The following is a 21594-nucleotide window of genomic DNA, read 5'->3' as shown; positions in this document are numbered from 1 at the left end:
AAGTCTTGGGAAGAATCAAGAGCGAGGCTATACTGCCAAACGTTTCAAAACGGTCATCAACGCTTGATACCGTTCCCGCCACCTGTCCGAGGGGCGCTGCAGCAGGTTTTCCCTGTCAGGCTCGGATGGGGCGTTGTTTGCCAGGTCGATGATCGGCCGGCAAGCTTTAAACGCACAACGGCGCCCATTCGCATTTTTATGGAATGGAGACTCTCAATGAGTGCTGTAATCACGCCCGCAGATTTCAATGACTACAAGGTCGCCGACATTTCCCTGGCTGCCTGGGGTCGCCGCGAAACCATCATCGCCGAATCCGAAATGCCAGCCCTCATGGGCTTGCGTCGCAAGTATGCCGCCGAGCAGCCGCTCAAAGGCGCGAAAATCCTCGGCTGCATCCACATGACCATTCAGACCGCCGTGCTGATCGAAACCCTGGTTGCCCTGGGTGCCGAAGTACGCTGGTCGTCGTGCAACATTTTCTCGACTCAGGACCAGGCCGCTGCAGCCATCGCTGCGGCCGGTATTCCTGTGTTCGCCTGGAAAGGCGAAACCGAAGAAGAATACGAGTGGTGCATCGAGCAGACCATCCTCAAGGATGGCCAGCCTTGGGACGCCAACATGATCCTCGACGACGGCGGCGACCTGACCGAGATCATCCACAAGAAATACCCGGCGATGCTCGACAAGATCCACGGCGTGACCGAAGAAACCACCACCGGCGTTCACCGCCTGCTGGACATGCTGGCCAAGGGCGAGCTGAAAATCCCGGCCATCAACGTCAATGACTCGGTGACCAAGAGCAAGAACGACAACAAATACGGCTGCCGTCACAGCCTGAACGACGCCATCAAGCGCGGCACCGACCACTTGCTGTCCGGCAAGCAGGCGCTGGTGATCGGCTACGGTGACGTGGGCAAGGGCTCGGCCCAGTCCCTGCGTCAGGAAGGCATGATCGTCAAAGTGACCGAAGTCGACCCGATCTGCGCCATGCAGGCCTGCATGGACGGTTTCGAGCTGGTTTCCCCGTTTATCGACGGCGAAAACGATGGCACCGAAGCGAGCATCGACAAAGCGCTGCTGGGCAAGATCGACCTGATCGTGACCACCACCGGTAACGTCAATGTCTGCGACTCCAATATGCTCAAAGCGCTGAAAAAGCGTGCGGTGGTGTGCAACATCGGCCACTTCGACAACGAAATCGACACCGCTTTCATGCGCAAGAACTGGGCATGGGAAGAAGTGAAGCCTCAGGTTCACAAGATCCATCGTACTGGCGCTGGCTCGTTTGACGCACAGAACGACGACTACCTGATCCTGCTGGCCGAAGGCCGTCTGGTCAACCTGGGCAACGCCACTGGCCATCCAAGCCGCATCATGGATGGCTCGTTCGCCAACCAGGTTCTGGCGCAAATCTTCCTGTTCGAGCAGAAGTACGCTGACCTGGCTCCGGCCCAAAAAGCCGAGCGTCTGACCGTTGAAGTGCTGCCGAAAAAACTCGACGAAGAAGTGGCCCTGGAAATGGTCCGCGGTTTCGGCGGCGTCGTGACCAAACTGACCAAGACCCAGGCCGACTACATCGGCGTGACCGTCGAAGGTCCGTTCAAGCCAGACGCTTATCGCTATTGATAGATAGCTGCAAGCGGTAAGTTTCAAGCTGCAAGCAAGTGCACTTCTCTTGTTTGCAGCTTGGGCTTGAAGCTCGTTTCTTTATCGTTACTACACAGCCGTGAGCGGCAAGCGTGAGACTGCGAAGCCAGGCGTACAGCCCTCTTGCAGCTTGTAGCTTGCAGCTAAAAGCTGGAGGTCTCCTCCCCCATGTCTCAAGAACGCCGCTTCAGCTTCGAGTTCTTCCCCACCAAGACCGACGCTGGACATGAAAAGCTGCTGACCGTTGCTCGTCAGCTGGCTACGTACAACCCCGATTTTTTCTCCTGCACCTACGGTGCCGGTGGTTCGACCCGCGACCGCACGCTTAATACCGTGCTGCAGCTGGAGAACGAAGTAAAAGTGCCTGCCGCACCGCATTTGTCGTGCGTCGGCGACAGCAAGGACGACTTGCGCAACCTGCTGGCCCAGTACAAAGATGCGGGTATCAAACGCATCGTGGCCCTGCGCGGCGACCTGCCTTCGGGTATGGGCATGGCCAGCGGTGAGCTGCGTCACGCCAATGACCTGGTGGCATTCATCCGTGAAGAAACCGGCAGCCACTTCCACATCGAAGTCGCCGCCTACCCGGAAATGCACCCTCAGGCGCGTAATTTCGAGGACGACCTCAAGCACTTCGTCAACAAGGCCAACGCCGGTGCCGACAGTGCGATTACCCAGTACTTCTTCAACGCCGACAGTTATTTCAACTTTGTCGAGCGTGTCGAGAAGATGGGTGTGAGCATCCCGATCGTGCCGGGCATCATGCCGATCACCAACTACAGCAAACTGGCGCGTTTCTCGGATGCCTGCGGTGCGGAAATCCCGCGCTGGATCCGCAAGCAGCTGGAAGCCTACGGCGATGATGTGCAGAGCATCCAGGCGTTTGGCGAAGAAGTGATCACGCAAATGTGCGAACGCCTGCTGCAAGGCGGCGCACCGGGGCTGCACTTTTACACGCTGAACCAGGCAGACCCGAGCCTGGCCGTGTGGAACAACCTGCAATTGCCACGCTGATAACGTCGTAACACCGCGATCTGCCGGGTGATTCCCCGGAGATCGCGGCGTCATAAACCGTTGGGCAGCAGGAAAGCAGCGTATTGCGCTCGCTCTGTTATACTCCAGCCTTCCCGCCAGGCTTACGCCCGGACGCTCGGTCTTGCAATCGTCACTCGTTCACGCCATCAGCGCACTTTTCATCAGGCGCAGACGTCACGAGATGCACTGAAGACCCTGCAGGACCGGACGGGATCGCGTTGTCTTTACACGCCATTCGCGCCAGGCAAGACATCCCTTGAGCTTAAGCTCCAACAGAACAGGATTACTCATGTCCTTTGCTTCCCTCGGTCTCTCCGAGGCTTTAGTCCGCGCCATCGAGGCAGCGGGCTATACCCAGCCGACCCCCGTGCAACAGCGGGCCATCCCCGCCGTGTTGCAAGGTCGCGACCTTATGGTTGCGGCACAGACAGGTACTGGTAAAACCGGCGGCTTCGCCCTCCCCATTCTGGAGCGGTTGTTTCCCAATGGTGTTCCGGACAAATCCCAGCGTCACGGCCCGCGCCAACCGCGCGTCCTGGTCCTGACCCCGACTCGCGAACTCGCCGCGCAGGTGCATGACAGCTTCAAGCTGTATGCCCGCGACCTGAAGTTCGTCAGCGCCTGCATTTTCGGCGGCGTTGGCACGAACCCTCAGGTTCAGGCCATGGCCCGTGGTGTGGACGTACTGGTGGCCTGCCCCGGCCGCCTGCTCGACCTCGCCGGTCAAGGCAGCGTCGACCTGTCCCACGTTGAAATCCTGGTGCTCGATGAAGCAGACCGGATGCTCGACATGGGCTTCGTGCATGACGTCAAAAAGGTCCTTGCCCGCTTGCCTGCCAAGCGTCAGAACCTGCTGTTTTCGGCGACGTTTTCCAACGACATCACGGCGTTGGCTGGCAAGCTGCTGCATAACCCGGAACGTATCGAAGTCACGCCACCGAACACCACGGTCGAGCGTATCGAGCAACGGGTTTTCCGCCTTCCCGCCAACCATAAACGCTCGCTGCTGGCGCATCTGATTACCGTCGGTGCCTGGGAACAGGTGCTGGTCTTCACGCGTACCAAGCATGGCGCCAACCGCCTGGCAGAGTACCTGGACAAGCACGGTCTTGCGGCCGTTGCGATCCACGGCAACAAGAGCCAGAACGCCCGTACCAAGGCACTGGCCGACTTCAAGGCAGGTGATGTACGCATCATGGTCGCGACCGATATCGCCGCACGCGGCCTGGATATCGATCAGTTGCCGCATGTCGTCAACTTCGAGCTGCCCAACATCGACGAAGACTACGTTCACCGTATCGGTCGTACCGGCCGTGCCGGGCGTTCCGGTGAAGCCATTTCGCTGGTTGCGCCGGACGAAGAGAAGCTGCTCAAAAGCATCGAGCGCATGACCAAGCAGAAGATCGCTGACGGCGACCTTATGGGCTTCGACATCACCGCAGTCGAGGCTGAGAAGCCGGAAGTGCGTGAGCGTCCGGATGTTCGCAACTCGCGTGGCGCACGTCCTGCACGTGGCGACGGCGACAAGAACAACGGTGGTCGTCGCGACAAGGGCAAGGATAAAGGCAAGGAAAAACCTGCCGCTGCGGCCGCCGCCGGCGAACGCCCTGCCAGGCAGCCACGCGAAAAAAAACCTCGTGAGGGCACGCCTCGCAGCGAACAGCGTGCATCGCAACCTGCCACACCGCGCCCGGCAGCCGATCGTGCCCCTGATGAGTTTCGCGATGACGAAGTAGACAACTTCGGCAATCGCGCTGACTACGTCAGCCCTTATCAGGGTAAAGGCCAGAACCGTGGTCGTCGCCCGGCAGCCGCGCCTGGCGCAGCTGCACCGGCCGCTGGCGGCGCTGCTCGTCCAGCCAGTCAGGGTCGCCCTGCAGGTGGTGCTCCACGTACTGGCTCCGGTACTGGCGCACCCAAGCGGAACGGCTCGGGCACTTCGGCACCGCGCTCGCGCGATGGTCAGCCACGCGGTCGTCGTCCGGCCCGTGAAGAGCAACCCTTGCCTCGTGAAGGTCAGGAGCCAGCCGTGCGCGCCCCGCGTGACGGCCAGCCTCAGCCAAAGATCGTGCACAAGGAATCGAAGATCGACCGTTTCCCGTCTGCCGAGCAACTGGATCAGTTGCCAGCACGCCCGCGCGGTGAAAAACCGGCCCTGCTGACCCGCAACCGCGACAGCTGATAACCCGGCAACAAAAAAACGCCCCGACCTGTTCGGGGCGTTTTTGTTTGTGCCGATGATCGTCGTGCGAGATGATCGCTCTCGCACTCCGCGTGGTAGCGCAGCCCTGGACGCTCCGCGTCCGATCTTGGGCAACACCAACAAAAACGCCGACCCAAGGGTCGGCGTTTGTCGATCAGGCGTGCACTTACTTCTTCTGTACGCCTTCAAAGGTGATGTCCAGGTCCAGCGTCTGCGACGTCGGGCCAGGGCCTTTGATGCCGAAGTCGTTCAGGTTCAGCGTCGAAGTACCGTTGAAGCCGGCACGGTAGCCGCCCCACGGATCCTTGCCTTCGCCGTTGAAGGTTGCCTTGATCACGATTGGCTTGGTCACGCCGTGCAGGGTCAGGTCGCCGGTTACGTCAGCAGTTTTCTCGCCAGTCGATTTGACGCTGGTAGAGACGAACATCGCTTCAGGGTATTTGGCAACGTCCAGGAAGTCTTTGCTGGAGATGTGCTTGTCGCGCTCGGCGTGGTTGGTGAACAGGCTGGCGGTTTTCAGCTCGACAATGATTTTGCTGGCTTCAGGCTTGGCAGCGTCAAAGCTGAACGTGCCGTCCCAGTCCTTGAATGTACCGTGAATGAAGCTGTAGCCCAGGTGGCTGATCTTGAAGTCAACGAATGCGTGTTGACCTTCCTTGTCGATAACGTAGTCGGCAGCCATGGCCTGGCCAGCAGACAACAGTGCGGTACCCAGAGCCAGAGCGGCGAGAGACTTCTTCAACATGCTTTTATTCCCGTTTTGGTTGAACAATCAATTACGACCCAGCATACGCTTGAGGGTCACGTCGTGATCGATGAAGTGGTGTTTCAGTGCAGCGAGGCCATGGAGCACCGCGAAAACCACGATGACCCACGCCAGATACAGATGAATCCAGCCAGCCGTTTCCGCCTGTTCAGGCAAACCTGAAACCAGCGCAGGCACTTCGAACAGACCAAATACCGGAATCCCCACGCCGTCGGCAGTGGAGATTAGGTAGCCGGCAAGCATCACGGCAAACAGTGCAAAGTACAGAAACAGATGGCCGAACGCCGCGCCGAGACGCGTCAACTTACTGTAGCTGCTCAATGGCGGCGGTGGCGGGCTGAGCAAACGCCAGACCACGCGAATCAGCATGATCGCGAACAGCGTCATGCCAATGCTTTTGTGCAGATCCGGGCCGGCCTTGCGCCAGGTATCGTAATAATCCAGCCCGACCATCCACAGCCCCAATGCGAACATGCCGAACACGACAGCGGCCACACCCCAGTGCAACACCATACTGACCAGACCGTAGCGAGAGGATGAATTACGTAGCTGCATTACCAATACCTTGTCATAAGTGTTACCAGCCTAGCGTTTTATCTATCGAATGAAAGCGCAAAATATTGCTCTGATCTATCGAACGATACGATCGATCGGGGCAGCGTTTCACGCTTTGGCGCAGCTGGCTTTATCAGTGCCTGACCCGCTTGTCAGCGGCGCAGACGCCCTTGCCGCAACAGCATCTCGATAATTCGCGCTCAGTAACACTTTGTAATGACCGTCGGCCGTTCGATACCGATGAACGGCACAATCCCTCTGCGCAAGCCTGGTTGCTGTGTATAGAACGAATCAAGCGGGCATAAAAAAAGGAGCGCGGTATGAACCGCGCTCCTTTTTGATCAGCGTACGCCGGGTCAGTTACTGACGTCGGCAGGCGCTGGTTCAGCAGGCGTCTTGGCTGGAGCAGGTTTGCTCGCGGCTTTTTTGGCAGCCTCTTTCTTCGCAGCTTCTTTTCTAGCCGCCTCTTTCTTCGCGGCTTCCTTCTTCGCGTCTTCCTTGGACTGCGGCTTTTTCGCCGCATCGGCCTTGGCCGCCGGCTTTTTCGCAGGTTCTGCTTTCACGGGCGGTTTGACTGGCTGGACCACCGGCGCAACCACTGGCGCGGGCGCTACAACGGGTGGCGGCGCTGGAGCAGGCTCTGGCGCTTTCTCTACCGGCGCAGGCGCGGCGGCAGGGGCTTCTGAACCACCAAACAGGCGCGAGAAGAAGCCCGGTTTTTCAGCCTGCGGCTTGGCGGATTCAGCCGGTTTGTCAGAAGAACCGCCACCAAACAGATTGCTGAAGAAATTACCTTCGGACTTCTGCGAAGCCGGTGCAGGCGCTTTCGGTGGAACGACCTTGACCGGCTCGAACGACTTGCCAGCCGCCAGATCCTGCACCTGACTGGCAGCCCGCTGACCGCTGCGCAGTGCGCCTTCCAGCGTGCCTGGGTAAAGGGTATCGGTGTGCTCACCGGCAAAAGCCACACGCAGAATCGGCCTTTCCCACAAGCGCCAGTACTTGCTGATCTGACCTGGGCCATAGGCCAGATACGAACCGCCGGTAGACGGATCGACGCTGTAACGACGGATTTCGTAACCGGAGAAGGCGCCACGCGCCTCCGGGTAGAACGCGTTCAGACGAATCAGCACTTGATCGACCATCTGCTTGTCGCCGAACGCCTGCATGATGCGGGCATTGTCGCCGGCCAGGTTGATCACCACATTGGCGCCGCCCTTGAGAGCCGGTTCGATCCAGAGCATGCCCAGACCGGTGTTGCTGAACACTTCGCCCGACATGCGCGCTTTGCTGTCCCAGACCGGGGTCTTGAACTTGAGCATGATCTGGTCGCGCCAGCCGTAGTTGATGCTCTTGATCGCGCCCATGTGCTGAGCATCCAGCGCAGGCGTCATCTGAATCTTGCTCAGCGAGCGCAACGGCACGGCCATCACCACGTAATCGGCGGTGTAGCTGGTCGCGCCCGCCTTGACAGTCACCTTGTCCTTTTCCTGAACCACTGCCGACACCGGCGAGTTGGTCTTGACAGTCTTGAGCTGCTTGACGAACGCCTGGGTCAGTACCGCACTGCCACCGGGCAGGCGCGAGGCGCGCAAATCACGCTCGTCGACCGAACGATAAACCCGCGATTGCTGTGCGAGATACAGCAGCGACAGGCGCGAAGGCTCGTCGTAGCGGGTACGAATCTGCTGATTGATCAACTGACGGGCAGTGGCAGGCAGGCTCAGGCGGTCGAGCCAGTTGGCGACGTTGATCTGGTCCAGCGCGAACAGCGTGCTGTTGGACGCCGGGTTTTCCGGGTCGTCAACCGAGCGCGCCAGGTTGTCCAGCGTCTCGTTGTAGCGCTTGATGGCTTCGGCAGTCGCAGGCTGTTTGACAGCCAGATCAGCCTGGGTGAAATGCACCCCGTCAATCAGATAGCTCGGCGTCCGCACGAATTCCGGCGCTGGCACAGTGGTCAGCTTGAAAGTGTCCAGGTAGCGGTTCAACACCGGCTGGGCCTTGGTGTTGCCGATCCACTCGCTGGTCGCCAGACCGGAGCGCCCGCCGAGGGCCGGTTTGGCCTCCAGCAGCGTCACCTGCCAGCCCTTGGCTTGCAGTTCATAAGCAGCGGTCAAACCCGCCAGACCACCGCCGACGACAATCGCGGTGCGTTGTTTTTCATCGGCAAGCGTCGAAACGCTGACCAGCCCTGCAACTATCAGCGCACACACGCGCAGCCACCCAGAAAGCATTCGGCGAACTCCGAAAAAGCGTAGGAAAGATTGGGCAAGTCAGCCCGAAACATCGACTCGCTGGGCAGGATACGCGAGCCATCAAATAGCCGCCAGCAATGTCCTGCACCTGCTAAAAATGCATCAAAGGTTGTTCCACAGCCGGGCATTGCATAGGCTTGCGCGATTGTTCGTCCTCGCATCAGGCGAGTCGCTACCCGGAGATTGAAAATGGGCCTCAATGACCAGTGGATGCAACGTGACCTCAAGGTCCTGTGGCACCCCTGCACGCAGATGAAAGACCACGAAAATCTGCCGCTGATACCGATCAGGCGTGGCGAAGGCGTGTGGCTCGAAGACTTCGAAGGCAAGCGTTACCTGGACGCGGTAAGTTCCTGGTGGGTCAATGTGTTCGGACACGCCAACCCGCGCATCAACCAGCGCATCAAGGACCAGGTCGACCAGCTTGAACACGTGATCCTCGCCGGTTTCAGCCATCAGCCGGTGATCGAGCTGTCCGAGCGGCTGGTCAAGCTCACACCCGAAGGCCTGACGCGCTGCTTCTACGCCGATAACGGCTCATCGTGCATCGAAGTGGCGCTGAAGATGAGCTTTCACTACTGGCTCAATCGCGGCCAGCCGGAGAAGAAACGCTTCGTCACGCTGACCAACAGCTATCACGGCGAAACCATGGCGGCGATGTCGGTCGGTGACGTGCCGCTGTTCACCGAAACCTACAAAGCGCTGCTACTCGACACGATCAAGGTGCCGAGCCCAGACTGCTATCACCGCCCCGACGGCATGGGCTGGGAAGAACATTCGCGCAACATGTTTGCGGCCATGGAACAGACCCTGGCCGAGCATCACGCCAGCGTCGCCGCCGTGATCGTCGAGCCGCTGATTCAGGGCGCAGGCGGCATGCGCATGTATCACCCGATCTACCTCAAGCTGCTGCGCGAGGCCTGTGACCGCTACGGTGTGCACCTGATCCACGATGAAATCGCCGTGGGCTTCGGCCGTACCGGAACCATGTTTGCCTGCGAACAGGCAGGCATCCGTCCGGATTTCCTGTGCCTGTCCAAGGCGCTGACTGGCGGCTACCTGCCGCTGGCAGCCTGCCTGACCACCGACGATGTGTACGACGCGTTCTACGACGACTATCCGACCCTGCGCGCCTTCCTGCATTCGCACAGCTACACCGGCAACCCGCTGGCCTGCGCTGCGGCGCTGGCGACGCTGGATATCTTCGAGCAGGACAACGTCATCGAAAACAACAAGGCGCTGGCGCAACGGATGGCGACCGCCACGGCGCATCTGGTGGATCACCCGCATGTGGCCGAAGTGCGCCAGACCGGCATGGCCATCGCGATCGAGATGGTGCAGGACAAGGCCAGCAAAACCGCTTATCCGTGGCAGGAACGCCGTGGCATGAAAGTCTTCCAGCACGCACTGGAGCGCGGCGCACTGCTGCGGCCGCTGGGCAGCGTGGTGTATTTCCTGCCGCCGTATGTGATTACCCCGGAGCAGATCGACTTTCTGGCCGAAGTGGCCACCGAAGGTATCGACATCGCGACGCGCAGCAGCATCAGTGTGGCGGTGCGCGAGAATTTTCATCCGGATTTCAGGGATCCGGGTTAAGGGCTGGAATTTGCGGCGTCGCTGCTGACTTCTTCGCGGACAAGTCCGCTNCGCTTCGCTTGTCCGCGAAAGCGTCATCACAGAACAAACACCGGAACCGAGACATACCATGAGACTGTCCCGCTTTTTTACTGAAACGCCGCTGAGCCTGGGCGAACACGAACTGCCTGAAGCTCAGGCGCATTACATCAGCCGCGTGTTGCGTATGACCGAGGGCGACGCCCTGCAACTGTTCGACGGCTCAGGCCTTGAGTTTCGCGGCACGCTGCTGGAAGTCGGCAAGAAACGCGTGCGCGTGCAATTGACTGAAAGCTTTGCCGGGCAGGTTGAGTCAGGCTTGCGCATCCATCTGGGTCAGGGTTTGTCGCGTGGTGAGCGCATGGACTGGGCGATTCAGAAGGCGACCGAACTGGGCGTCAGCGAGATTACCCCGATCATCAGCGAGCGCTGCGAAGTGCGCCTCAAGGACGAACGCGCCGAGAAGCGTCAGGCGCATTGGCAGCAGATCGCGATCAGTGCGTGCGAGCAATGCGGTCGTTCGGTGGTGCCGGTGATTCATCCACCGATGCCGCTGACCGACTGGATAACACTCACCGAGGCCGATCTGAAACTGGTGCTGCACCCGGTGGCCAAACCGCTGACCCGCCACACCAAACCCGCCAGCCTGGCCTTCCTGATCGGCCCGGAAGGTGGTTTGAACGATGCAGAAGTCGATCAGGCAAAAACCGCCGGCTTCCACGCCGCCCGCCTCGGCCCGAGAATCCTGCGCACCGAAACCGCCCCGGTGGTTGCGCTCAGCGTGGCGCAGCAGTTGTGGGGCGATTTCTGATCGTTTGAGACGTCATCAATGATGATCGTCCCCACGAGCGTGGGGACGATCATCGAGCCCAACGAAAACTTAGCTTAAGCGCCCCTCCTCAAAGCACATAAAAACAGATCGCCACAAAGTGCATCAGACTGCCGCCGATCACGAACAGGTGCCAGATGCCGTGAAAGTGGCGGATCTGGTCGTAGGCGAAGAACAGGATGCCGACGGTGTACAGCACGCCGCCGCCTGCCAGCCAGATGAAGCCCGCCGTGCCGAGCGCTGCGATCAGCGGTTTGACGGCCACCAGCACGATCCAGCCCATCAGCGCATAGATCACGATGGACATGATCCGCGCTTCGGAGCGGGGTTTTATCTCCTGCAGAATACCGATCAGTGCCAGCCCCCAGACGATGCCGAACAACGTCCAGCCCCACGGCCCGTGCAGGGTCACCAGACAGAACGGTGTGTAACTGCCGGCAATCATCAGGTAGATCGAAAAATGATCAACCTTCTGCATGATCGATTTCGGGCGACCCTGAACGCTGTGGTAAATCGTCGACACGCTGTACAGCGTGACCAGACACATGCCATAGATCGCCATGCTGACCACTTTCCAGACATTGCCGTGCAGACTCGCCATCACCAGTAACCAGATCGCGCCGACCGCTGCCAGCACTGCGCCGATCAAGTGTGACCAGGCGTTGAATTTTTCTCCGTGGTACATCCGCGTATTGCCCTCTTGTCGCGAAACACTGATTGCAGAGGCTCCGGTTTATTGAAACAAAGCGCAACGTATCTGTCAGTACAGGGCACAATCAGTTCACATAAACGATAAGCGCCACGACATGCAGATCGATGACGAACTCACCCTGAAGAAACTGGAAATATTCCTCGCGTTCATGCGCACCGGCAATCTGGCCCGTGCGGCGGAGGCGTTGCAGACCAGTAACGTCAGCGTCCACCGTGCCATTCATTCGTTGGAAAGCGCCCTGCGCTGCCCGCTGTTCAAGCACGAAGGGCGCAACCTGACGCCGCTGGAAAGCGCCTATGTGCTGGAAGAACGTGCCCAGAAACTGGTGCAGGATGTGCTCACCACAGTGGAGTTGACCCGTCAGGCGGCGGGCTTCTCGGCGGCGCGATTCCGGCTCGGGGCCTTATATTCGCTGACGGTCAAGACCGTACCGCAGTTGATCATGGGCTTGAAGATCCGCCGCAGCGAACTGAACATCGACCTGATTCTGGGCTCGAACATTGATCTGCTCTACAAGCTCAAGAACATGGAAGTCGACGCCATGCTGGTGGCGCTGGACGAGAGCACCAATGACCCGGATTGCGAGCACCTGGCGCTGTTTTCCGATGATATTTTTCTCGCCGTTCCTACCGATTCGCCCTTCGCCGAACGCAACGAAGTCGACTTGAGCGACCTGCGCGAAGCGACCTTCATCACCCTCACCCAAGGCTTTGCGACCCATCGCGACGGCATACGGGTTTTTCAGCAGGCCGGGTTCGAGCCAAAGGTGGCGATGCAGGTCAATGACATCTTCACCCTGCTGAGCATGGTCAGCTCAGGCGTCGGCTATGCGCTGCTGCCGGGGCGCATCGCAGCGGTCTATGAGAACCGCGTGCGCCTGATCCCGCTGCAAAGCCGCTACCGCATGCAGCAACACATCGGCATGGTTTTTCTCAAATCCAAAGAGCGCGATCCCAACCTGCTGGCGCTGGTGGCCGAGTGCCGGATGTATGCAAATCGCCTGCTGGAACAGGCGACCTGACGGGCATGGACTAACCGACGATAGCGCGCACGATGAAATACAACACCGAAGGGCCAAGCAAGCAGCCCAGCCCGGTGTGGAACGTTGCAGTCAGCGCGCCGTAAGGCACCAGACGCCGATCGGTCGCCGCCAGCCCGGCAGTCACGCCGCTGACCGTGCCGGCCAGACCGCCGAAGACCATCGCCGAGCGCGGGTTGTCCAGCCCCATCCAGCGCGCCGCCATCGGTGTGCCGACCATCACCAGAATCGCCTTGATCAGGCCGGTGGCAATCGACAGCGCCATGACGTCCGAGGTCGCCCCCAACGCAGCGCCGGTCACCGGGCCGACGATATAGGTCACCGCGCCCGCGCCGATGGTGGTCATGCTGATTGCGTCACGATAGCCAAACACCCAGGCAATACTCGCACCGACGATAAACGGCAGAATCGTGCCCAGCAGCAGGGCAATCACGCCGATCAGCCCGGCCTTGCGGGCTTCGGTGGCCTGCACTTCAAAGGCGGTGGCGACGATAGCGAAGTCGCGCAGCATCGCCCCGCCCATCAGGCCGATGCCGGAGAACAGCGTGATATCGGCCAGTCCCTTCTGGCCACCGGTCAAGGTGCCGCCGACCCAGGCCAGAATCAGGCCGATGACGATGGCAATCGCCGAGCCGTGCACGCGGCCAAACGTCAGGCGTTTTGAAAGCACCACGGAGACCCACATGATGATGCCGACGAAGGCGAAGGCGGTGATCAGACCGTTGTGTTCAAGTCCTTTCTCGATAAGTGGCCACATATCAGCGCCCCCCGGCCGGGTTGATCACCGGGGTCAGCAACGGCTCTTCATTGGGCAACGGCTCGCCCCGGTGGGTGCGGCTGATCAGGGCGATGGTGCAGGCACACAAAACCACTGAACCGACGGCTGCCAGAACCGCAACGGGTCCGCCTTTCAGCGCGGTCACGACGTTCTGTTGCGCCGCCATCGCGACCACCACCGGAATGTACAGCGCGCCCCAGAAGCCGACGCCCATTTCGCAGTCCTTGCTCATGCCGCCGTGTTTTTCCATCCACAAACGCGCGCAGATCAGCAGGATCATGGCGATCCCGACCCCGCCCACGTTGGATTTGACGCCCAGCAGAACGCCGAGCATGTCACCGAGAATCACGCCTGCGAGGGTGCAGATAGCCAGTAGTGCAACACCGTAGATAATCATTGTTGTTATTCCTCTGTTCGCATTGCTGAAGTTGTTGTTTTTGTCCTTCGTAGCATCTGCATGGCGCCTCTATCGGCTGCGGCTGCCCTCCTCTCGCGACAGCGCGAGCAGACTGTCCAGACGCGCGGCCTGAAAGGCCAGCGCCGTTCCCTGCTGGAAAACCTTGCGCGCCAGCCCGGTCAGTACCGAACCAGGCGGCAGCTCGATGTGCAGGCGCACGCCGCGTTCGTAGGCAGTTTCCACGGTGCTGCGCCAGTCGATGACCCGGCACATGTTGAACGCCAGGTCGTCACGCAGCTTTTCGGCGCTCAGCAGCGGCCGCGCCGTGCTGCCACTGAGGTAGCGCACTTTCGGCGCTTTCAGTTCGATGCGTGAAAACGCGTCGGCCAGTTGCTGCGCGGGCGCGTCCAGCAAGGCGCAATGTGACGGCACACTGACGGCAAGTCGCTTGACGGCTGCGGCCCCCGCAGCCTTGGCCAGTTGCCCGACCTGCTGCATCGCCTCGAAGCTGCCTGCGATGACCATCTGGTTGTCGGCATTGATATTGGCGAGGAACACCGGGGTTTTCGGGCGGTGTACCTGGCTGATCATCGTCTCGACCTGCGCTTGATCCAGGCCGATGACCGCGGTCATGCCGTAGCCCTCGGGGTAAGCGCTCTGCATCAGTTCGCCGCGCAGCGCGACCAGCCGCACGGCATCGTCGAAGGCCAGCGCGTCACAAATGACAGCTGCCGGATAGGCACCGATGGACAGCCCTGCGACGTAATCCGGCATACAGTCACGCGCCTGCAACAGCCGGGCGCAGGCGACACCGGCGATCAGCAGGCAAAGCTGCACGGCGCGCGTCGATTGCAGTGCCTGAGGGGTGTCCAGCGCCAGAATATTTTCACCGAGCGCGTCGGCGGCCTCTTGCAGGCAATCGCGAACCACCGGGTCGTCGGGCAACTGATGCAGCATGCCTGCCTGCTGCGCGCCCTGGCCGGGAAATACCCACAGGCTGCTCATGCGCACACCTCGGCCAGATGCCACGGGTCACTCACCAGCCGCGCACCGCTGGTGGTCTTGAGCAGCACCCGCCCGTTTGGCCGCGCCCATTCACGCAGCGCGACCGCGCCCTGTTCGAGCTGGAGTTGAACATCGACGCGACAAACCGCTGTGTCCAGTGCTTCGACCAGTTCGGCAGCACTTTGCCGGCTGAACGGCGCGGGGCTGCGCAGAATCAGGTCCAGATCGCTGTCCTGATGCAGCGCTGGAAAACCGCTGGCCAACTCAAACCCGGCACTGCCGCCAACACCCCAGCCCCGCTCCAGCGCCTCCATCACCGGACGGGCCTGGCGCAAGGCGCGCAAGGCGGGCCAGTCGCACCGGCTGTTGAAAGAGCAATCACGCAATTGTTCGGGCGTGACCCGGCGATAAACATCGGCCAGCGACATCACGGCGCCGTAACGCTGCTCGCGCGCCCGGCCACGCAAGCCCACCGCCACCCGACCGACAGGCGTCACCTGGCGACGCACGACCACCGGCTGCCCGGCGAGCACGGCGTCGAGCGCCCATTGGGGCGCGTCATCCGGCAAGGCCGACAGCGGCATGCCCCACAACAAATCATGGGGCAGCACGGCGAATGCGTGATCGATCACCATTGCGCCCGCATTATCTGACGCACGTGTGCCGATGCCGCACGGTGGCTCGCGCCGAGGCGACTGCTCAGGTCAACACCACTGGCCTGCACGTCCCTGATCGCGCTGCTCAGCACATGGCGCACCTGGGCCAGGTCATCCGCCGCAGGCTGCTCGATCTGGCTGACCGACAGGGTTTCCCACAGCAGACCGAGGCTGGCGTAGCTATCGATGTCGTAGGCCATCGGCGGGATGCTGGCGGCGAGTCTTTCCAGGTCCTCGACACTGCGCTGGGTCACGCGGGCGGCCGAGGCCTTGCCCATCGCGTGCACCATCACGCCGGGATCACGCAGTGCGATCAACCGATTGGCTTGATAGCCGTGAGCCAGAAATGCACCGGACATCGCCTTGCCGACCAACAAGCCAATCACCGGATGCCCGGCCAAACGCGCTCGCGCATAGCTGTCCACCGCACCGGCCAGCGCCTGATGAATGCCGAGCGCTTCTTCGCGACGCCCATAAGCCTGGCTCGGCACATCGACAATCGCAATCAGTGCACGTTTTTCGGCGCGGTCGCGATCCTGTTTGATGGTATCGTCCACTGCCTTGGCCAGACCCCAGCCCTCCAGCAGGCCGACTTCGCCCTGGCGCGCCCGAGCAAAGCGGTTGTCCGCATCGGCAACCACCGCCACAAAGCGCACCGGCTGCTCACCCAGCAGGCCATCGGCCACTTTAAGCGAGGCAGGCAGACCGCTGACTTCGCTCGCGCCTGCGCTCAACGCGTTGAACCAGTTCAAACCCCGTTGTGAATGGCTCATGACCGGGCTCCTTGATAAAGAGTACGCACGCTGTGCGGATCGATTTGTGGCTCGGTGTCGAAGCTGGCGAGGCGCTGCAAAAACAGTGCGTATTGACTGCTGCGGTGTGTCGCAGGTACGCCCCGCTCAAGCCAGTCGCTGACCTGTTGGCGGATATCGGCAACATCGTCAGCAGCAAAACCGTCTACCAGATGGCTGGCGAAACGCTGCTCGCCACCGGTCAGGCTCCAGATAAACGGCCGGTCGCGGGAGTCATATTCTTCGATGCCGGCTTCTTGCTCGATCACCTGCGGGCCGTTGAGGCCAAGTCGGGCTTCCTGGGTCACCAATAAATAGCTGCACAAACCGGCGGCAATCGACATCCCGCCAAAACAGCCGACGCTGCCTGCCACCACGCCGATCACTGGCTGGTACTGGCGAAGATCGACCATCGCGGCATGAATCTCGGCAATCGCCGCCAGGCCCAGATTGGCTTCCTGCAAACGCACCCCGCCGGTTTCCAGCAGCACGATGGCGGCAGTGGGGATGCCGTTGCGGTTGTCTTCGGCGGCCAGTTCCAGCGCGCCGGCCATTTTTGCGCCACCGACTTCGCCCATGCTGCCGCCCTGAAATGCACCTTCGATGGCGGCGATCACCACCGGCAGGCCGTCAACGGTGCCTTTGGCGACCACCACGCCGTCATCGGCCTGTGGCACAACGCCTTGCATGGCCAGCCAGGGCGACATGACGCGATCGAACGGGCCGAGCAATTCCCGAAAGCTGCCCGCATCCAGCAGAGCGCGGGCGCGTTGACGGGCACCGAGTTCGATGAAGCTGTGCTGGCTCAGCAAACGTGCGTTGTCAGTCATGGCCGATCTCCTCGAAACCCTGCTCCAGACGCAGGCGAACCACGCCGGGGGTGGCGCCGAAGTCATGAATATCGATGCTCAGCGCGGGCGGGGTCTGGCCGTCGAACATGCGCTCGAACAGGTGCTGCCAACGCAGCGAGGCACCGTTGACCGAGGTCACCACCTTGATTGACAACGTGCCAGGCTGACCGGGCTCCAGCAGCACTTCCAGATCACCGGAACCGACCACACCCACCAGCGCCCGGCCTTTGGGCGGTTGTCCGGCAGGGAACTCAAAAGACAGGGTTTCCATTTCAGGCACTCCTCGAAACAGGGCCGAGCGCAGGCTCCAGGCCGTCGATGAACAGGCAGGCGGCCAGCAGATCAGCCACTCCGCCAGGCGAGGCGTTGAGGGCCAGCAGTTGCTGATCCAGTTGGTTCAGTGCGCGACGACCAGCCAGGCTGGAACTGCCGCCAGCGTCCAGCACGCGCTGTGCGCCCGTCTGCATGGTCTGCAGCCCTTCCAGGCCGGCGCGATGCAGCACGCAGGTGTCGGTCAGGCCGGTCATGATCGCCAGCAGCGCGTCGAGCCGGGCGTTCTGTTCGCCACAGCCTGCCGCACGACTGCGCTGCAATTGCGGCAGCGCACGCTGAGTCACGGCAGGAAAGCCCTGTTGCGCCTGCTCGCGGGCGCCCATGACCCCGTAGCGACGCACCACTTCACTGCCGTTACTGTTTTTTTGCGCAGGCACGTGTCGATCCGGGATCAACGCCAGACTTGCTGCACGCCGACAGACTGCTTCAGGCCCGCAGTTTTGTGGGTCCAGCGCTGCGGCGGTCACCAGCAGGCCCAACGCCCAGATCGCACCGCGATGAGTATTCACTCCGCCCGTGGTGCGCAGCATGGCGGCTTCGCCTTCGCGGCCCAGACGACCCAGCGCGTCACGCAGCGGCTGGCCCGCTGTTTTAAATTGCGCGGGGGCGTCAGCCATCAGCTTGAACGTTGGCCATAACGAGAGCGCCGAAGAATGCATCAGTCCCAGATGCAGGTCGCTGTGCGCGCCGCTGCCACGCCGGTCCACCAGTGCGGGTTTGGGCGACAGGTCAGCCTCGGCGATCAGTGCGTCGACGGCCAGATCAGCCAGCCGTTCGGCCAGCGAAGCGGGTTGCGGTGTCCGTTGGAGTGCGCTCATCACCAGCTCCTGAATTTGGCAGGCGGGTTGTAGAGACCGCCGGACCACTGAACCAGATCGGCAATGCTCTTGGCGGCCAGCAGTTCGCGGCTGGCGTCGGTGCGCCGGATACCGAGGTCTTCCGGCAGGGCAATCAGGCCTTCACGGCGCATGCGGGCGGTGTCTTTCGGGTTGTGGCGCAAACCGATCACGGTCACGCCTGCCACCGCCGCAATCATTGCCTGGCGCTCTTCCAGGCTGCGTGCCTTGTAGAGGTAGGCGATGCCTTCTTCGGTCAACAAGTGGGTGACGTCGTCGCCGTAGATCATGATCGGTGCCAGCGGCATGCCGCTCTTCTTCGCCACTTCGACTGCGTCCAGGGTTTCGACGAACGTCGGTTTGCCGCCCTCCTGGAAGGTCTCGACCATCTGCACCACGAGCTTTTTGCCGCGTTCCAGATAGGCCGCCGGGCCGTCATCGGTCTGTTGACGCATGTCCAGCCAGGCCGGAGTGGCATGGCGCCGACCGCGCGGGTCATGGCCCATGTTCGGCGCGCCGCCAAACCCGGCCAGACGCCCACGGGTGACGGTCGAGGAATGCCCGTCGCCATCGACTTGCAGGGTAGCGCCAATGAACAGGTCAACGGCGTACTGGCCGGCCAACTGGCAGAGTTGCCGGTTGGAACGCAGCGAGCCGTCGCGCCCGGTGAAGAACACGTCCGGGCGGGCGGCAATGTAGTTTTCCATGCCCAGCTCGGTGCCGAAGCAATGCACGCTCTCGACCCAGCCGCTTTCAATGGCCGGAATCAGGGTAGGGTGCGGGTTGAGCGTCCAGTTACGGCAGATCTTGCCTTTGAGCCCCAGCGACTCGCCGTAGGTCGGCAGGATCAGTTCGATGGCGGCCGTGTTGAAACCGATGCCATGGTTCAGCGACTGAACGTTGTGTTTCTCGTAGATGCCGCGAATCGCCATCATCGCCATCAGTACGTGCACCGGCTTGATGTGGCGCGGGTCGCGGGTGAACAGCGGTTCGATGTAGAACGGCTTGTCGGCCACCACGACAAAATCGACCCACGAGGCAGGAATGTCGACCCGTGGCAGCTCGCTGACGTCATCCACCAGTTGATTGACCTGAACGATGACAATGCCATCACTGAACGCGGCCGGCTCGATCAGCGCGGGGGTGTCTTCGGTGCTCGGGCCGGTGTAGATGTTGCCGGCCCGGTCGGCCATGAAGCCTGCGGCCAGCACCACGTTGGGGATCAGGTCCACCACCAGCCGCGAATACAGTTCGATGTAGGTGTGAATCGCACCGATTTCCAGCAGGCCGTCTTCCAGCAACTGGCTGATGCGCAGGCTTTGCGTGCCGGCAAACGAGAAGTCCAGCTTGCGGGCGATGCCCTGCTCGAACAGGTCCAGATGCTCGGCGCGGCCGACGCTGGGCATGATCATGTGCAGGTCATGCACCTTGCCCGGATCGACTTTGGCCAGCGCGCGGGACAGAAAGTCCGCCTGTTTCTGGTTATTGCCCTCAAGCACCACCCGATCCCCGGAAACCAGCAAGGCCTCCAGCGCCGCGACAATCTTGTCGGTCGGCAACACCACGCCGTCGGCCAGCGCCCGCACCTGCTCCAGACGCCTCTGTTTCTCGGTGCGACGACGTGTCCAGCGTGCGTCGGGGGAAGTTGCTGTTGTCATGATCGCTCCACGATTGTGCTGTCGTAGGTCACCTTAGGAGCCATGGGGGCGAGCATCAATCAAGCAGCGAGGCGGATCGTTACGGCTGGAGTAACGATGAGCGACACGATGTTTTTCATTGGGCGTTCGTGCGTTCGTAACATTGGCGAAACGCCCTGCCGATCTTTGCGTAGGACCTGTCTCCAAGTGGCTTTCGTCGCCCCCGAACCACGGATTTACACCTAGCCTTCAGGTTTTCCAGAACCAAGAGGACGGGCTGTCATGTCATTCATTGTCAGGGAAGGCGATTCAACGACCACCGGCGGGTTTGTGCTGAGCGGGTCGGCAAGCGAGGTCATCGACCAGCGCCGCGTGGCCCGCATGGGCGATCCGGTGTGGTGCCCGGTGTGCACGAGCATAGGCTTCATCGCTCAAGGCAACCCGACTTACGTCGACGACTTGGTGGCAGTCGCCACGCAGGGCCATAAAGTGGCGTGCGGCTGCACACCCGGCAGCAACCGCCTGACCGCATCCCAGGAACACGTCCAGGCCGACATGGACGCTGCTGTCACCATCTCCACGGAACTGGCCTCGGCCGCGCGGCTGAATGCCGAACACCTGGCGCGCTCATTGAGAGATGGCAGCTATACGCCCGAGGTGCTCCGGCTGCGCTGATTCCCGCGCTCCAGAGTTATATAAATCCTGAGAGCCCCGTAGATTGGGCTCCTGCCCGAAGGGCGTGGGAGCGGACTTGTGTACAACGCTTAGTGCTACCCGCGGTACATACCCATCACGGATGGGCATTGGTTTCCAGCCAGTGGTGCAGGTCCACGAACTGCTGTGTCAGTTTGTGCCGTGGGTCGAGGTGGATCAGTGGCAGGTTGGCTTGATGGGACTCGCGCATTTTCACCGAGGCATTGAGGTAGACCGGCAGCACCGGCAGGCCCTCGGCGATCAGTTCGTCGAGCATCTGCTGCGGCAGGCTGGCCCTTGGCTGGAACTGGTTAACGATGATGCCTTCGACCAGCAGATCCTCGTTGTGATCTTCTTTCAGCTCTTCGATCTCGCGCATCAATCCATACAGCGCCTGCCGGGAAAAGCTGTCGCAATCAAACGGTATCAACACGCGATCAGACGCAATCAACGCCGAAACCGCATAGAAATTCAGCGCAGGCGGCGTATCCAGGTAAATCCGCTCGTAATCTTCGCTCAACTCGTCCAGCAGTTTGCGCAGCTTGTTGATTTTGTGTTTGGCCTCAAGCTTGGGTTGCAGGTCGGCCAGTTCGGCGGTGGCCGTTACCACATGCAGATTATCGAACGGCGTTTCGTAGATATCGACATGGTTCTTCTTGGCGAACGGCGCCGCCGCCAGCGTGTTCTTGAAGAACTCGGCAATGCCCATCGGAATGTCGTCGCCGGTAAGGCCGGTGAGGTATTGAGTCGAGTTGGCTTGCGCATCGAGGTCGATCAACAGTGTCCGATAGCCTTCGTGAGCGCTGACTGCAGCCAGATTGCAAGCGATGCTGGATTTGCCGACACCACCCTTCTGATTGAATACCACGCGACGCATGCTTTGGACTCCTTGAAGATGAAGAAACAGCGAGAGTGGCCGATAACGACCTCAAGGAGATCGATTCTAGGCAACACATATGACA

The 21594-nt window shown here is 61.0% G+C and carries 21 protein-coding genes and 1 riboswitch; of the genes, 7 read left to right on the top strand and 14 right to left on the bottom strand.

The window, feature by feature from the left end; all coding sequences use genetic code 11:
- Nucleotides 1-82 precede the first annotated feature (82 nt).
- Nucleotides 83-193, top strand: a riboswitch (S-adenosyl-L-homocysteine riboswitch).
- A 23-nt stretch (nt 194-216) separates the two neighbouring features.
- From ahcY to ABJ99_RS03680, 3 genes are all read left to right on the top strand, one after another.
- On the top strand, nt 217-1626 hold the full coding sequence (gene ahcY / locus ABJ99_RS03690) for an adenosylhomocysteinase (protein ID WP_007248023.1): 1410 nt from the start codon (nt 217-219) through the stop codon (nt 1624-1626).
- A 189-nt stretch (nt 1627-1815) separates the two neighbouring features.
- On the top strand, nt 1816-2661 hold the full coding sequence (metF, locus tag ABJ99_RS03685) for a methylenetetrahydrofolate reductase [NAD(P)H] (protein WP_054084661.1): 846 nt from the start codon (nt 1816-1818) through the stop codon (nt 2659-2661).
- Between the two features lie 310 nt (nt 2662-2971).
- The gene (locus ABJ99_RS03680; RefSeq protein WP_054084660.1) at nt 2972-4864 is read left to right on the top strand and encodes a DEAD/DEAH box helicase; all 1893 of its coding nucleotides are present in this window, start codon (nt 2972-2974) and stop codon (nt 4862-4864) included.
- Nucleotides 4865-5051: 187 nt separating this feature from the next.
- Here ABJ99_RS03680 and ABJ99_RS03675 read toward each other — a convergent pair whose 3' ends face one another.
- The 3 genes from ABJ99_RS03675 to ABJ99_RS03665 form a co-directional block, all read right to left on the bottom strand.
- Nucleotides 5052-5630 (bottom strand): YceI family protein, encoded by a 579-nt coding sequence (locus tag ABJ99_RS03675; RefSeq protein ID WP_054084659.1) that lies wholly within the window; start codon nt 5628-5630, stop codon nt 5052-5054.
- Nucleotides 5631-5657: 27 nt separating this feature from the next.
- The gene (locus ABJ99_RS03670; RefSeq protein WP_054084658.1) at nt 5658-6206 is read right to left on the bottom strand and encodes a cytochrome b; all 549 of its coding nucleotides are present in this window, start codon (nt 6204-6206) and stop codon (nt 5658-5660) included.
- Nucleotides 6207-6562: 356 nt separating this feature from the next.
- Entirely contained in the window at nt 6563-8440 is a 1878-nt protein-coding gene (locus tag ABJ99_RS03665) for a flavin monoamine oxidase family protein (protein WP_054084657.1), read from the bottom strand.
- 210 nt (nt 8441-8650) lie between these two features.
- On the opposite strand from ABJ99_RS03665, the gene ABJ99_RS03660 reads away from it, so the two are divergent.
- Nucleotides 8651-10057: an adenosylmethionine--8-amino-7-oxononanoate transaminase gene (locus tag ABJ99_RS03660; RefSeq protein WP_054084656.1), complete on the top strand. Its 1407-nt coding sequence runs from the start codon at nt 8651-8653 to the stop codon at nt 10055-10057.
- Between the two features lie 109 nt (nt 10058-10166).
- Nucleotides 10167-10886, top strand: a complete 720-nt coding sequence (locus ABJ99_RS03655) for a 16S rRNA (uracil(1498)-N(3))-methyltransferase (RefSeq protein WP_054084655.1) — start codon at nt 10167-10169, stop codon at nt 10884-10886.
- A gap of 88 nt (nt 10887-10974) precedes the next feature.
- Here ABJ99_RS03655 and trhA read toward each other — a convergent pair whose 3' ends face one another.
- The gene (trhA, locus tag ABJ99_RS03650; RefSeq protein WP_054084654.1) at nt 10975-11589 is read right to left on the bottom strand and encodes a PAQR family membrane homeostasis protein TrhA; all 615 of its coding nucleotides are present in this window, start codon (nt 11587-11589) and stop codon (nt 10975-10977) included.
- A 121-nt stretch (nt 11590-11710) separates the two neighbouring features.
- Between trhA and ABJ99_RS03645 the strand changes: the two genes are divergently transcribed.
- A complete protein-coding gene (locus tag ABJ99_RS03645; protein ID WP_054084653.1) occupies nt 11711-12637 on the top strand; it encodes a LysR family transcriptional regulator in 927 nt (308 codons plus the stop codon).
- Nucleotides 12638-12647: 10 nt separating this feature from the next.
- Here the strand turns inward: ABJ99_RS03645 and madM are convergent, their stop codons facing one another.
- The 9 genes from madM to mdcA form a co-directional block, all read right to left on the bottom strand.
- Nucleotides 12648-13412 (bottom strand): malonate transporter subunit MadM, encoded by a 765-nt coding sequence (gene madM, locus ABJ99_RS03640; protein WP_054084652.1) that lies wholly within the window; start codon nt 13410-13412, stop codon nt 12648-12650.
- A gap of 1 nt (nt 13413) precedes the next feature.
- Nucleotides 13414-13830 (bottom strand): malonate transporter subunit MadL, encoded by a 417-nt coding sequence (gene madL / locus ABJ99_RS03635; RefSeq protein WP_054084651.1) that lies wholly within the window; start codon nt 13828-13830, stop codon nt 13414-13416.
- A 69-nt stretch (nt 13831-13899) separates the two neighbouring features.
- The gene (gene mdcH / locus ABJ99_RS03630; protein WP_054084650.1) at nt 13900-14835 is read right to left on the bottom strand and encodes a malonate decarboxylase subunit epsilon; all 936 of its coding nucleotides are present in this window, start codon (nt 14833-14835) and stop codon (nt 13900-13902) included.
- Nucleotides 14832-15470 carry a malonate decarboxylase holo-ACP synthase gene (locus ABJ99_RS03625; protein ID WP_054084649.1) on the bottom strand — a complete coding sequence of 213 codons (639 nt, stop codon included), beginning with the start codon at nt 15468-15470 and terminating at the stop codon, nt 14832-14834. Before ABJ99_RS03625 ends, mdcH begins: the two co-directional genes overlap by 4 nt.
- Nucleotides 15464-16264, bottom strand: coding sequence for a biotin-independent malonate decarboxylase subunit gamma (mdcE, locus tag ABJ99_RS03620; protein ID WP_054084648.1), 801 nt, complete (start codon nt 16262-16264; stop codon nt 15464-15466). The genes ABJ99_RS03625 and mdcE overlap by 7 nt, the downstream gene beginning before the upstream one ends.
- Nucleotides 16261-17112, bottom strand: a complete 852-nt coding sequence (locus ABJ99_RS03615; protein WP_054084647.1) for a biotin-independent malonate decarboxylase subunit beta — start codon at nt 17110-17112, stop codon at nt 16261-16263. The genes mdcE and ABJ99_RS03615 overlap by 4 nt, the downstream gene beginning before the upstream one ends.
- Nucleotides 17105-17404 carry a malonate decarboxylase subunit delta gene (locus ABJ99_RS03610; protein WP_054084646.1) on the bottom strand — a complete coding sequence of 100 codons (300 nt, stop codon included), beginning with the start codon at nt 17402-17404 and terminating at the stop codon, nt 17105-17107. The genes ABJ99_RS03615 and ABJ99_RS03610 overlap by 8 nt, the downstream gene beginning before the upstream one ends.
- 1 nt (nt 17405) lies before the next feature.
- Entirely contained in the window at nt 17406-18284 is an 879-nt protein-coding gene (locus ABJ99_RS03605) for a triphosphoribosyl-dephospho-CoA synthase (protein ID WP_054084645.1), read from the bottom strand.
- Nucleotides 18284-19960, bottom strand: coding sequence for a malonate decarboxylase subunit alpha (gene mdcA, locus ABJ99_RS03600; RefSeq protein ID WP_054084644.1), 1677 nt, complete (start codon nt 19958-19960; stop codon nt 18284-18286). The genes ABJ99_RS03605 and mdcA overlap by 1 nt, the downstream gene beginning before the upstream one ends.
- Nucleotides 19961-20221: 261 nt before the next feature.
- Between mdcA and ABJ99_RS03595 the strand changes: the two genes are divergently transcribed.
- Nucleotides 20222-20614, top strand: coding sequence for a PAAR domain-containing protein (locus tag ABJ99_RS03595; protein WP_054084643.1), 393 nt, complete (start codon nt 20222-20224; stop codon nt 20612-20614).
- Nucleotides 20615-20729: 115 nt separating this feature from the next.
- Here the strand turns inward: ABJ99_RS03595 and ABJ99_RS03590 are convergent, their stop codons facing one another.
- Entirely contained in the window at nt 20730-21509 is a 780-nt protein-coding gene (locus ABJ99_RS03590) for a ParA family protein (RefSeq protein ID WP_054084642.1), read from the bottom strand.
- Nucleotides 21510-21594 lie beyond the last annotated feature (85 nt).

Source organism: Pseudomonas syringae pv. cilantro (assembly GCF_001293775.1).
Classification (GTDB): domain Bacteria; phylum Pseudomonadota; class Gammaproteobacteria; order Pseudomonadales; family Pseudomonadaceae; genus Aquipseudomonas; species Aquipseudomonas syringae_P.
This window is presented reverse-complemented; position numbering and strand designations above follow the sequence as displayed.